Raw genomic sequence first — 12,127 nt, forward strand, 5'->3', positions numbered from 1 at the left:
GGGGCACACGCCCCGGGGCCCTTCCCGTGCGTACGGGGCTACGCGCCCCAGGTGCGCAGCCTCAGCGGCAGCCCCGAGCGCCCGGCCGCCGCGGGCTTCACCGCGAGGACCTGGTTGACGCCGAGCCGGCCCCGCTCGAAGCCCAGTGCCGAAGCCGCCATGTACAGCCGCCAGACCCGGGCCCGGCCCGGCGAGGTCAGCCGTACGGCCTCGTCCCAGTGCTCCTCCAGCCGCCCCACCCACGCCCGCAGGGTCAGCGCGTAGTGCTCGCGCAGCGCCTCCACGTCGCGGACCTCGAACCCGGCCCGCTCCAGCTCGCCCACCGTCGTGCCCAGCGGGGAGAGTTCGCCGTCGGGGAAGACGTAGGCGTCGATGAACTCGTCGATGCGGTACGCCTCTTCGTCCGGCTCCGGCGGGCGGGCGATCTGGTGGTTCAGCAGCCGGCCGCCGGGAGCCAGCAGGGCGTACAGGTCGCCGGCGTACTCGCGGTAGCGCGCGGCGCCGACGTGCTCGGCCATCCCGATGGACGAAATGGCGTCGTACGGGCCGTCCTTGACGTCCCGGTAGTCCTGGATCCGGATGTCGACCCGGTCGGCCAGGCCCTCCTCCGCGGCCCGCTTGCGGGCGTACGCGGCCTGCTCGCGCGAGAGCGTGACGCCGGTGACGTGGACCCCGTACTCCCGGGCCGCGTGCAGGGCCATGGAGCCCCAGCCGCAGCCGACGTCGAGGAGCCGCCGGCCGGGCTGGAGGCCCAGCTTGCGGCAGACCAGGTCGAGCTTGTCGCGCTGGGCCTCCTCCAGGGTGGAGCCGGGGTTCCAGTAGGCGCAGGAGTACACCATCGAGGGCCCGAGGACGTGCTCGTAGAACTCGTTGCCGACGTCGTAGTGGTGACTGATCGCCTGCTTGTCGCGGCTCTTGCTGTGCGCCGGGCCGCTGCGGCGGCCCGGTGCCTCCTCGGGCGGCGGCGCCGGCGCCGGCCACGGCCGGGCCAGGGCGAGCAGCTCGCGCAGGGCGGCCCGGGCCTCGGGGTCGCGCAGCAGCGCGGCGGCCTGGGCCGCGCCCGCGGTCCGGTCCGGCAGCTGCGGCAGGTGGGAACTCAGTACGCCGAGCTTTCCGAGGCCGGAGCGGCGCAGGGCCGGCGTGGTCTCGGGGGCGGGCGCGGACCCGCGCTCCCAGAGCAGCCCGGCCACCCGGTCCAGCATCTCGAAGAGGTCGCCCTCCACGGTCAGGTCGCCGGCGACCCAGGCACGGGCCAGGCCCAGTTCACCCGGCCGCCACAGCACGCGGCGCAGGGCGCGGCGGTTGGTCAGCACCAGGACGGGTCCGGTGGGCGGTCCGGCCTCGCTGCCGTCCCAGGCACGAATCCGGACGGGCAGGGGGGCGCCCAGCAGGGTCTCGGCGAGAGCGGCCAGCCGCGGCGCGGCTTCGGTCATCGTAGGCACCTCCAGTAATGATCCGACCGAACGGCCTACCCACTTCGGGCAGCGCTCAATCGGACGACACTCCGAACAGGCCTACGACGGCGCCGGGTCGGGCGACGGGGGCACGCCGAAGGGGCCGCCCGCACCACGGATGGCGGGCGGCCCCTTCGGGGACGTACTGGAGGAGTTGCCGGTCAGGCCCGGGTCAGGAGGCCTTGGCCTTCGCGGCCGGGGCGGCGGTGGCGGCCGGAGCCGGCGCCGGCTTGGCGGCCTCGTAGAACTCCTCGCGCGGGGTCTCCAGCGCACCGAGGGAGACGACCTCGCGCTTGAGGAACATGGCGAGGGTCCAGTCGGCGAAGACGCGGATCTTGCGGTTCCAGGTCGGCATGGCCATGCCGTGGTAGCCACGGTGCATGTACCAGGCGAGCCGGCCCTTGAGCTTGATCTTCGTCTTGCCCATGACGATCATCGCGACGCCCTTGTGGAGGCCGAGGCCCGCCACCGCACCCTTGTTGGAGTGCGCGTACTCGGCCTGCGGGAAGCCCCGCATGCCCGAGATGACGTTGTCGCCGAGGACCTTGGCCTGGCGCAGCGCGTGCTGGGCGTTCGGCGGGCACCAGGCGTTCTCGACGCCGGCCTTGCGGGCGGCCATGTCCGGGACCTGGGCGTTGTCGCCCGCGGCCCAGATGTAGTCGGTGCCCTGGACCTGGAGGGTCGGGGCGGTGTCGACGTGGCCGCGCGGGCCCAGCGGGAGGCCGTAGCGGGCCAGCACCGGGTTCGGCTTGACGCCGGCGGTCCACACGAGCGTGTCGGAGTCGACCTCAAGGCCGTTCTTCAGCACCACGTGGCCGTCCACGCAGGAGTCCATCGAGGTGTTGAGGTAGATCTCGATGCCGCGGGATTCGAGGTGCTCCTTGCCCCAGGTGCCGAGCTTGGGCCCGACCTCGGGGAGGATCTTGTCGGCCGCGTCCACCAGGATGAAGCGCATGTCCTCGCGCTTGATGGTGGTGTAGTACTTCGCGGCGTCGCGGGCCATGTCCTCGACCTCGCCGATCGTCTCGGCACCGGCGAAGCCGCCGCCGACGAAGACGAAGGTGAGGGCCTTGCGGCGGACGTTCTCGTCCGTCGTGGACTCGGCCTTGTCCAGCTGCTCAAGGACGTGGTTGCGCAGGCCGATGCCCTCTTCGACGCCCTTCATACCGATGCCCTGTTCGGCGAGGCCGGGGATCGGGAAGGTGCGGGAGACGGCGCCGAGCGCGATCACCAGGTAGTCGAAAGGCAGCTCGTACGCCTCGCCGACCAGCGGCGTGACGACGGCGACCTTGCGGTCCTGGTCGATGCTGGTGACCCGGCCGGTGAGAACCTCTGCCTTGGGCAGCACGCGTCGCAGCGGGACGACGACGTGCCGAGGCGAGATGCTGCCTGCGGCCACTTCGGGGAGGAAGGGCTGGTAGGTCATGTACGACCGCGGGTCGACGACCGTGACGGTCGCCTCGCCATAGCGCATCTTCTTCATGATCCGCTTGGCCGCGTACAGGCCTACGTACCCACCTCCTACAACGAGGATCCTGGGACGCTCCGTGGTGCTCATGGAACGAGTATCCAGCACCCCAAGGGGTGACGCTCGTGAGCCCCTTCACAAGGTGATGGAGGGCCTCTGCTACACTGCGCGGCCCACGTGACGGAGGTCATGGCGCGCAACGGGAACCAGGGCGTCACAGGATTCGTTGTTCACCCGTCCTGAACTGGCCTCCAGGCCCGCAAGCGGAGTAGACCACCGGGTTGGTGGATACCTACCGACGAGGTCGGGCGGCCCCCTCATTTCGCACGAATGCTCGGACGAACGAGGCCCGATGGCCCGCGGATCGCCCCGGAGAACCCTCCCCGCGGCCCATCAGGCCTCTTTTCCTTGTGAAGAACTTCACGAAGTTTCTGTGGACGAGGGGACCAAAGACCCCCGCAAGCCCCTCCGAGGGCCCTCGACGACCTTCGAAACAGCAGAACGCGGCAGCGGCGCTCCGGTGGACCCCCCGGAGCACCGGCGGTCAGGCGATGGACCAGGCGATGCCGTCGAGGATGTCGTGCTCCGAGACGACGACCTCGCGGGCGCCGGTGCGCTCCATGATGGCGAGCAGGACCAGGGTGCCCGCGCCGATCACGTCCACCCGGCCGGGGTGCAGGACCGGGACGGCCGCCCGCTCGGCGTGGGTCGAGGTCAGCATGCGGTCGGTGATCTCGCGGACCTGCTCGTACGAGATGCGGGCGTGGTGGATCGCGGCGGAGTCGTACTCCGGCAGCCCGAGGGCGATCCCGGCGACCGTGGTCACCGAGCCGGCCAGGCCCACCAGGGTCCGCGCCCCGGTCAGCGGGACCGTCTGCCCGACCAGGTCCAGCGCCGCCTCGATGTCGGCCCGCATGGCGGCGACCTGCTCCGCGGTCGGCGGGTCGGTGACCACGCCGTCCACCACCAGGTGGCGCTCGGTCATCCGGACGCAGCCCACGTCGACCGAGCGGGCCGCCCGCACGTGCTCCTCGCCGACCACGAACTCGGTGGAGCCGCCGCCGATGTCCACCACCAGGAAGGGCTTCTCCACGTGCGTGGCGCCCGCCAGCTCCTTGGTGGCGCCGATGAAGGAGAACTCCGCCTCCTGGTCGCCGGAGATCACCTCGGGCTCGACGCCCAGGATGGCGAGGACGCCCTGGACGAACTCCTCGCGGTTCTCGGCGTCGCGCGATGCCGAGGTCGCCACGAAGCGCACGCGCTCCGCGCCGAGCTCCTTGATGACCGCCGCATAGTCGCGGCAGGCCGCGAAGGTGCGCTCCAGCGCCTCCGGGGCCAGCCGGCCCGTCTTGTCCACGCCCTGGCCCAGGCGGACGATCGTCATCCGCCGGTCCAGCTCCACCAGCTCGCCGGAGGCGCCGTCGGACACCGTGCAGTCCGCGACGAGCAGGCGGATGGAGTTCGTACCGCAGTCGACGGCGGCGACGCGGGTCACGCCTGCGGCTCCGTCTGCTCCGCCTGCTCCGCCTTCTGCGCGCACGGCGTCACGCACGCGCCCTTCGCCCACCACTGCGGCAGCATCGCCAGAGCCTCGTCGCCGAACGGGTTCACCCCGGGCCCGGCTGCCAGCGAGTGACCGACCAGCACGTGCAGGCACTTCACCCGGTCCGGCATCCCGCCGGCGCTCGGGAAGCCCTCCAGCACCTCGATGGCGTCGCGACGCCGGATGTAGTCCTCGTGCGCGGCCCGGTAGGCGGCGGCGAGTTCGGGGTCCTCGGCGAGCCGGGCCTGCATCTCCTTCATCACGCCGTTGGCCTCCAGCGTGCCGATCGCGGAGGCCGCGCGCGGGCAGGTGAGGTAGTACGTCGTCGGGAAGGGCGTGCCGTCGGGGAGGCGCGGGGCGGTCTCCACCACGTCCGGCTGGCCGCAGGGGCAGCGGTGCGCGATGGCGCGCAGTCCGCGCGGCGGGCGGCCGAGCTGCTGCTGGAACGCGTCGATGTCCGCGTCGGTCGGCTCGGTCCGGTCGGTCTGGGGCGGGGGCGTCTGCATGCCTGGAGGAAGTCTCTTCGGTTGAGTGGGTGGGTGGTGCGGGTGGTACGCGTGGGGTGCGGTACCGGTCACTCGCCGGGGCGGTCGGCCTTGTCGACCCCGTCCCAGACGTTCGAGTACCAGGGCCGGTCGGAACCGGCCGCTCCGGTGCGGTGCCGCTCGGCGGCCCCGGCCCCGGGGTCGGTCATGATGTAGCTGATCTCGCCCGGGCGGACGAAGTGCAGGTGCTTGCGCGCCTGCTGCTCCGCGTACGCGTTGTCCTGCCAGCGGGCCTTCTCGTCGCGGAGGCGTTCGAGACGCCGGCTCGCGGCCTCGGCGGCCCGCCGCTGCTCCGCGATCTCCGAGCGCTGGGAGACGTACTGACGCATCGGATACGCGAGGGCGACGACCAGCGTACAGAGGACGAGCACCAGGAGCGCGGCGCGGCCGGTGAGCCGGCTGCGGCGGACCTGACGGCGCGTCTGCGAGCGGTAGACGTGGGCGGCGGTCCGCTCACCGAGCTGCTTGAGCCTGGTCGCGGTGGAGAAGGTGGAGAACCGATCCCGGTTCCCGGCCATTGATCCCGCCTCCCCTGTGTCCCTCTGTCCCTGGGCGCGCGGTACGCGCTACGCAATACGTCCCCGCACACGGTACGGGACCGAGTGCGGGGACGTACGGAGGCCAGCCCCGGAGGGCTGCCGTGATTAGCCCTTGAAGCGCGGGAAGGCGCTGCGGCCGGCGTACACGGCGGCGTCGTCGAGGATCTCCTCGATGCGCAGCAGCTGGTTGTACTTGGCGACGCGGTCCGAGCGGGCCGGGGCGCCGGTCTTGATCTGGCCGCAGTTCACGGCGACGGCGAGGTCCGCGATGGTGACGTCCTCGGTCTCGCCGGAGCGGTGCGACATCATGCACTTGAAGCCGTTGCGCTGGGCCATCTCGACGGCGTCGAGGGTCTCGGTCAGCGAACCGATCTGGTTCACCTTCACGAGCAGGGCGTTCGCGGAGCCCTCCTCGATGCCGCGGGCCAGGCGCTCCGGGTTGGTGACGAAGAGGTCGTCGCCGACGATCTGGACCTTGGTGCCCAGCTTGTCGGTGAGGGTCTTCCAGCCGGCCCAGTCGTCCTCGTACAGCGGGTCCTCGATGGAGACCATCGGGTACGCGGAGACGAGCTCCTCGTAGTACTCGGTCATCTCGGCGGCCGAGCGGGACTGGCCCTCGAACTCGTACTTGCCGTCCTTGTAGAACTCGGACGCGGCGACGTCGAGCGCGAGCGCGATGTCCTTGCCCGGGACGTAGCCGGCCTGCTTGATGGCCTCGACGATGAGGTCGAGCGCGGCGCGGTTGGACTCCAGGTTCGGGGCGAAGCCGCCCTCGTCGCCCAGGCCGGTGGAGAGGCCCTTGGTGTGCAGGACCTTCTTGAGGGTGTGGTAGACCTCGGCACCCCAGCGCAGCGCCTCGGAGAAGGACTCCGCGCCGATGGGCGCGATCATGAACTCCTGGATGTCCACGTTGGAGTCGGCGTGCGAACCGCCGTTGAGGATGTTCATCATCGGAACGGGCAGCAGGTGCGCGTTCGGGCCGCCGAGGTAGCGGAACAGCGGGAGGTCCGAGGCCTCGGACGCGGCGTGCGCGACGGCGAGGGAGACGCCGAGGATGGCGTTGGCGCCGAGCGAGCCCTTGTTGTCGGTGGCGTCCAGGTCGAACATGGCCTGGTCGATCAGGCGCTGCTCGGTGGCGTCGTAGCCGACGAGCTCCGGGCCGATCTGCTCGATGACCGCGAGGACGGCCTTCTCGACACCCTTGCCCATGTAACGGTTGGGGTCACCGTCACGGAGCTCAATGGCCTCGAAGGCACCGGTGGAGGCGCCGGACGGAACTGCAGCACGGCCGGTGCTGCCATCGTCGAGGCCCACCTCGACCTCGACCGTGGGGTTGCCTCGGGAGTCCAGGATTTCCCGGGCTACGACGACGTCGATGGACGGCACGAGCATCTCCTTCTGGGATGTGACGCTGGGTGTGCGGTGGCATGTCGGGCCGTGGGATGGCCCCGCCGACTAGAGCCTAACCGCCTCCGGGCACTCGGCCGGCCGACCGCCCGCCCCCTGGGACGAAAAAGGGCCCGAATACCCGCCTTCCGGTACATAGGACCCTGGACCGCGGGCGCGAACGCCGCCGCCCGGCGCGTGAGGGGAAGACGCGCCGGGCGGTCGGGCTGCCGCGGCGCCGCACGGGCGGCCGCGGTCGTCACTGCGGGATTCAGCTGAGCTTGAGCATCTGACCCGGGAAGATGAGGTCGGCGTCCGAGACGATGTCCTTGTTGAGCTCGAAGAGCTTCTCCCAGCCGCCCTTGACGCCGTTGGCCTCGGCGATGGTGCCCAGGGTGTCGCCCGGCTTGACCTCGTACGAGCCGTTGCCGGTCTTCACGACCGGGGCCTCGGCACGCTCGGAGCGGGTGACCGGCGCGGAGCTCTCGCGCGTGGTCTCCTTCTTCGGCTCGGTCTTCTTCGGCTGGGTCTTCTTGGTCTCGGTCTTCGTTTCCGTCTTCTTCGGGGTGTCGGTCGCGCCACCACCGTTGTAAGCGGAGCTGGAGAGGCCCTTGCCGCAGACCGGCCAGGCGCCCTTGCCCTGGCCCTTGAGGACCTTCTCGGCGATGGCTATCTGCTGCGACTTGGAGGCCTGGTTGGCCTGCGAGGCGTACGACTTGCCGCCGTACGCGGCCCACGTGGAGGACGAGAACTGCAGGCCGCCGTAGTAGCCGTTGCCCGTGTTGATGGACCAGTTGCCGCCGGACTCGCAGCTCGCGACGGCGTCCCACTGGGAGGCCGTGGCGGCGGAGGCCGAGCCGGCCGCCATCAGGGGGGCGGCGACGGCGACACCGGCGACACCGGCGAGCGTGACGATGCGGGCGGCCTTGCCGGCGCGACGGTGCTTTCCCTTGCCGGAAATCAGCATGGAGTTCTCCTCACCGACGCCTACGAGGTGAGCTGTCGGGTTCGGGCTGATGAGTGCCCGGCCGTGCGGTGTGGCGCACGACTTAACCCCTAGCCGTTCCCTCGCCGTCTCTCAACGGCCGGTCCCGGCGCCTACCTTGGTTCCCCCGCTCCTGCCTTCGGCGCTTGACGCGACGACTGTTCCCCCCGTCCGCCGGCAGGATTCGGCGATGCGGTCGAAGGAGCCCGCGGTGGCGGGCGACTCAGAAGGTAGACAGGTCTCTCCCCGATGTTCAACGAGGAACACCGGGGAGAAACGGGCCCTACTTGCGCCCTCCTTGCGGGCGTTTGCGCAGGTGAGGGCGGGGTTTGCGGAAGGCTCCAGGCGGGACACGCCAGTTGACCGGAAGAGACACATGTCTCACTTGCAGATAACGGACATTCAGCCTTTTCCGGGTGTCCGAAGTGCCGCTATTTCTAACTTAGATCCAGATTCTGACCGGGCTTGATCAGATTGGCGTCATCGCCGATGACCAGCTCGTTGGCCTGGTAGAGCGCGTTCCAGCCGCCCTTGACCCCCTTGGCAGAAGCGATGGTTGCCAGACTGTCGCCCGCCTGAACCGTGTACGAGGGATCCGACGCCGCGTCAGGCGTGGCGGGCACCTCAAGCGCGGGCGTACCACGGTGCTTGCCGCTACCGGAGGGGTCCGGGATGCCGGCCGGGTCGGTCGTGGCACCCGGGACGCCCGGGGTGCCCGGGGCCGAGGGGGAGGCGGGGGCGCTCGGGTCGGCCGGGGTGACCGGAGCGGTCGGATCCGGGCTGCCCGGCGTGGTCGGGGTGCCCGTCGAGGGGGCCGTCGGGTCGGTGGGCGCCGTCGGGGTGCCCGGGGACGTCGTCGGGTCGCCCGGGAGCACCGGGGCGCTCGGCGAAGTGGACGGCAGGTCCGGGTCGGGCATGACGGGCAGTCCGCTGTTCGGCGCGAGCGGCGCCGGCGGAAGGGTGAAGACCGGGGTCGCAGTCGGGGTCGGGGCGCCGAAGTCCTGCGGCTTCGCACCGGAACCGCCGGCCGGGACCGAGTCGTCGGGGCGCGAGGGGCTCGGGGTGACCGGGCCGAGCGTGCCGGGCAGGCCCGGGTCCACGGCGGCCGCGGGGCCCTGCCGGGTCAGTCCGGCCGTCTCCGAGCAGTGCCCGAAGGCCTCGGGGCCCTGGGCGCCCAGTACGCGCTCGGCGACGGCTATCTGCTGCGAGCGGCTCGCGAGGTCGGGGCGCTCGGCGAATTCCAGGCCGCCCGAAGCGCTCCACTGCTCCTGCGTGAACGAGAGTCCGCCGTAGGACCCGCTGCCGGAGTTGGCGCTCCAGGAGCCGCCGCTCTCGCACTCGGCCACCGTGTCCCACGTGGAGGCCTCGGCCGCGCTCGCGCCGGTGGCGGCGAGCAGGGGCAGGGCCAACGCGGAACCGGTGACTCCGGCGGTGACGACTATCGCGGGTACCTGGCGGGGGCGTCTGTGGCGGCCGTTCCCGGAACGCATGAGCTGCACCTTTCGCATAACGGCTGGGTAACGGCAGAACCTAGCCGCCTTAGCATGCGAGTAACAACTCTTGACGGGGGCTGACTTACGGTCAAAGAGAGTTCAGGGGTTTCGGGCTGTGAACTTCACGGGAAGAGTGCGCAGGCCACGCATGATCAGACCCCCGCGCCAGCGAAGCTCGTTGGGCGGAACAGCGAGTTCCAGATCCGGCAGACGCGTCAGCAAAGTCGCAAGCGCCGTCTGTCCTTCAAGTCGTGCGAGCGGAGCACCCAGGCAGTAGTGGATTCCGTGCCCGTACCCGAGGTGCTGGTTGTCGGTGCGGGAGAGGTCGAGGGTGTCCGGATCGGCGAACCGCTCGGGATCGCGATCGGCCGCGGCGAGGACGACGAGCACCGGATCGCCCGTCGCGACCTCCTGGCCGCCGAGGGTCAGCGGCTCGGTGGCGAACCGCCAGGTGGCCAGCTCCACGGGGCCGTCGTAGCGCAGCAGTTCCTCGATGCCGGTCTCCAGCAGGGCGGTTTCGCCGGCGGCGAGGGAATCCTGGAGGCGGGCGCGCTGAGCGGGGTTCATGAAGAGGGAGTGGACGCCGTTGCCGATGAGGTTCACGGTCGTCTCGAATCCGGCGAACAGGAGGATGAAGGCCATCGCGGTGGCCTCGGCCTCCGTCAGGTGGTCGCCGTGGTCGCTCGCGCGGATCAGGTCCGAAATCAGGTCATTGCCCAGATCATCCCTTTTGCGGTGGATGAGTTCACCGAGATAGGTCCGCATCTGCTTCACGGAGCGGGCGACCCCGCCGCGCGGGCCGCCGCCGTGCCGGATCATCATCCCGGCCCAGTCACGGAAGTCGTCCTGGTCCTCGCGCGGTACGCCGAGCATCTCGCAGATGGCGTAGATGGGGAGCGGGAAGGCGAACTCGTGGATGAGGTCCGCTTCACCCCGGCTCGCGAACTGCTCGATGAGGTGGTCGGTCAGCTCCTGCACCCGGGGGGTGAACTCGGCCACCCTGCGCGGGGTGAACGCCTTCGACACCAGCCGCCGCAGCCGCGTGTGGTCCGGCGGGTCGATGTTCAGCAGGTGCGTCATCAGCTCCGCCTTGCGCTCCCCCGGGATCCCGGTCTTGCCCTTGGCGTGCGCCGGCTCCGCGTGGTGCGCCGGGTTCTTGCTGAGCCGCTGGTCGGCGAGGGCCTGGCGGGCGTCGGCGTACCGCGTGACCAGCCAGGCCTCGACCCCGCTCGGCAGCTTGGTGCGGTGCACCGGGGAGTGCTCGCGCAGCCAGGCGTACGCCGGGTACGGATCGGTCGCGAACTCCCAGTCGAACAGGGTCGGGCCCTGGGGAGGAGTGCCGTCTTCGGGGGCTGCGGGGGCTGCGGGGGTCGGCTCATGCACCCGCTGACCGTATCCCGCCCGCCCCCATCCCATATGGGTGGTTCGCCGCGGCTGTCCGTAGATCCGCCAACGCTTGACCTCGCGTTCCCCGGCGTTCCTACTGTCGGTTTTGTGGATGTGAGGATCTTGAAGAGCAGCTTCGCGGTGGTGGAGAGAAGGGCCGAGCACGCGGTCAAGTACTTCTACTCCCACCTCTTCTGGCACAACCCCGGGATCCGTGAGCTCTTCCCGGCCTCCCCCGCGGACATGGAACGCCAGCGCGACCGGCTCTTCGCCGCGCTGACCCACGTGGTCACCCGCCTCGGCGACGAGAGCCTGCTCCCCTATCTCCACGACCTCGGCCGCGACCACCGCAAGTTCCTCGCCGGCCCCGAGCACTACGCGGCCCTCGGCTCCTCCCTGCTCGCCGCGCTCGCCCGCACCTGCGGCGAGGCCTGGACCCCGACGGTGGAGAAGGCCTGGTCCGAGGCGTACCAGGTGATCGCCGACGCCATGATGGCCGGGGCCGCCGCGAGCGAGGACCCGCCCTGGTGGGACGCCGAGATCGTGCGCCACCTCCAATACGGGCAGGACATGGGGGTGCTGACCCTGCGCCCGCACGCCCCCTTCCCCCACCTCCCCGGCCAGTACGCCAGCGTGAGCTGCGAGCGGGTCCCGAGGATCTGGCGCACGTACTCCATCGGGAACGCCCCCCGCCCGGACGGCACCCTCGACCTGCACGTCAGCCGCATCGAGGGCGGCCGGCTCAGCACCGCCCTGGTCCGCGAGGTGCGGCCGGGCGAGGTGCTGCGGCTCGGCGCGGCCGGAGGGCAGCTGACCTTCCGCCGCGCCGACCGGCCCGTCACCCTCATCGCGGCGGGCACCGGCTGGGCGCCGATCCGGGCCATCGTGGAGCAGTTCGCCGACCAGCCCCCCGATCAGGACGTGCGGCTCTTCGTGGTCGCCCGGGACGCCGCGCACCTGTACGACCGCCCGCTGATCGACGAGTACGCCGCCGCCATCGGCCGGCTCGGCGTCACCTACATCACGCCCGCCCCCGGACAGCACCGCGACCAGGCCACCGGGCGGCTCGCGACCGCGCTCGGCCACCGGGCCATGTGGCCCGAGCAGGACGTGTACCTCAGCGGGCCGCCGCCGTTCGTCGAACAGACCGTGCACGTGCTGAAGGAGCTGGGCGCCCTGCCGGGCAGGATCTTCCACGACTCGGTGCCCACCGCGGGCACCGGCCACGGCCCGGGCGGCCGGCCCCTGGGCTTCGGCGAGTGGTTCCTCGGCCGCCCCGAGCCGCACTGGCACAACCCGTCGGGCCGCGCGCCCCGTTAGGCCTCCCC

10 protein-coding genes and 1 riboswitch are annotated in these 12,127 nt (G+C 71.2%); of the genes, 1 reads left to right on the forward strand and 9 read right to left on the reverse strand.

The window, feature by feature from the left end; genetic code table 11:
* Window positions 1-38 precede the first annotated feature (38 nt).
* From AB0M92_RS03455 to AB0M92_RS03495, 9 genes are all read right to left on the reverse strand, one after another.
* Window positions 39-1,433, reverse strand: a complete 1,395-nt coding sequence (locus tag AB0M92_RS03455) for a cyclopropane-fatty-acyl-phospholipid synthase family protein (RefSeq protein ID WP_366100412.1) — start codon at window positions 1,431-1,433, stop codon at window positions 39-41.
* A gap of 193 nt (window positions 1,434-1,626) precedes the next feature.
* The gene (locus AB0M92_RS03460; RefSeq protein ID WP_366100413.1) at window positions 1,627-3,012 is read right to left on the reverse strand and encodes an NAD(P)/FAD-dependent oxidoreductase; all 1,386 of its coding nucleotides are present in this window, start codon (window positions 3,010-3,012) and stop codon (window positions 1,627-1,629) included.
* A 454-nt stretch (window positions 3,013-3,466) separates the two neighbouring features.
* Window positions 3,467-4,417 (reverse strand): Ppx/GppA phosphatase family protein, encoded by a 951-nt coding sequence (locus tag AB0M92_RS03465; protein WP_366100414.1) that lies wholly within the window; start codon window positions 4,415-4,417, stop codon window positions 3,467-3,469.
* Window positions 4,414-4,971, reverse strand: coding sequence for a DUF501 domain-containing protein (locus tag AB0M92_RS03470; protein WP_366100415.1), 558 nt, complete (start codon window positions 4,969-4,971; stop codon window positions 4,414-4,416). The genes AB0M92_RS03465 and AB0M92_RS03470 overlap by 4 nt, the downstream gene beginning before the upstream one ends.
* Before the next feature lie 68 nt (window positions 4,972-5,039).
* On the reverse strand, window positions 5,040-5,528 hold the full coding sequence (locus AB0M92_RS03475) for a septum formation initiator family protein (protein WP_048479116.1): 489 nt from the start codon (window positions 5,526-5,528) through the stop codon (window positions 5,040-5,042).
* Window positions 5,529-5,654: 126 nt separating this feature from the next.
* Window positions 5,655-6,941: a phosphopyruvate hydratase gene (gene eno / locus AB0M92_RS03480; protein ID WP_266628651.1), complete on the reverse strand. Its 1,287-nt coding sequence runs from the start codon at window positions 6,939-6,941 to the stop codon at window positions 5,655-5,657.
* Between the two features lie 265 nt (window positions 6,942-7,206).
* Window positions 7,207-7,902 (reverse strand): transglycosylase family protein, encoded by a 696-nt coding sequence (locus tag AB0M92_RS03485; protein WP_366100416.1) that lies wholly within the window; start codon window positions 7,900-7,902, stop codon window positions 7,207-7,209.
* 2 nt (window positions 7,903-7,904) lie between these two features.
* Window positions 7,905-8,075, reverse strand: a riboswitch (cyclic di-AMP (ydaO/yuaA leader).
* A gap of 282 nt (window positions 8,076-8,357) precedes the next feature.
* Window positions 8,358-9,410 carry a transglycosylase family protein gene (locus AB0M92_RS03490; RefSeq protein ID WP_366100417.1) on the reverse strand — a complete coding sequence of 351 codons (1,053 nt, stop codon included), beginning with the start codon at window positions 9,408-9,410 and terminating at the stop codon, window positions 8,358-8,360.
* A 102-nt stretch (window positions 9,411-9,512) separates the two neighbouring features.
* Window positions 9,513-10,730, reverse strand: a complete 1,218-nt coding sequence (locus AB0M92_RS03495) for a cytochrome P450 (protein WP_366100787.1) — start codon at window positions 10,728-10,730, stop codon at window positions 9,513-9,515.
* 183 nt (window positions 10,731-10,913) lie between these two features.
* Here AB0M92_RS03495 and AB0M92_RS03500 point away from each other — a divergent pair, with 183 nt between their 5' ends.
* Complete coding sequence (locus AB0M92_RS03500; RefSeq protein WP_366100418.1) at window positions 10,914-12,119, forward strand: globin domain-containing protein; 1,206 nt, start codon at window positions 10,914-10,916, stop codon at window positions 12,117-12,119.
* The last annotated feature ends 8 nt before the right edge of the window (window positions 12,120-12,127 follow it).

The sequence above is a fragment of the Streptomyces sp. NPDC051582 genome, assembly GCF_040681715.1.
Taxonomy (GTDB): domain Bacteria; phylum Actinomycetota; class Actinomycetes; order Streptomycetales; family Streptomycetaceae; genus Streptomyces.

Bases quoted from the DNA above. Each gene is read 5' to 3' on its own strand.
- AB0M92_RS03455 (WP_366100412.1), bottom strand. From the start codon at position 1,433: ATGACCGAAGCCGCGCCGCGGCTGGCCGCTCTCGCCGAGACCCTGCTG.
- AB0M92_RS03460 (WP_366100413.1), bottom strand. From the start codon at position 3,012: ATGAGCACCACGGAGCGTCCCAGGATCCTCGTTGTAGGAGGTGGGTAC.
- AB0M92_RS03470 (WP_366100415.1), bottom strand. From the start codon at position 4,971: ATGCAGACGCCCCCGCCCCAGACCGACCGGACCGAGCCGACCGACGCG.
- AB0M92_RS03475 (WP_048479116.1), bottom strand. From the start codon at position 5,528: ATGGCCGGGAACCGGGATCGGTTCTCCACCTTCTCCACCGCGACCAGG.
- eno (WP_266628651.1), bottom strand. From the start codon at position 6,941: ATGCTCGTGCCGTCCATCGACGTCGTCGTAGCCCGGGAAATCCTGGAC.
- AB0M92_RS03485 (WP_366100416.1), bottom strand. From the start codon at position 7,902: ATGCTGATTTCCGGCAAGGGAAAGCACCGTCGCGCCGGCAAGGCCGCC.
- AB0M92_RS03490 (WP_366100417.1), bottom strand. From the start codon at position 9,410: ATGCGTTCCGGGAACGGCCGCCACAGACGCCCCCGCCAGGTACCCGCG.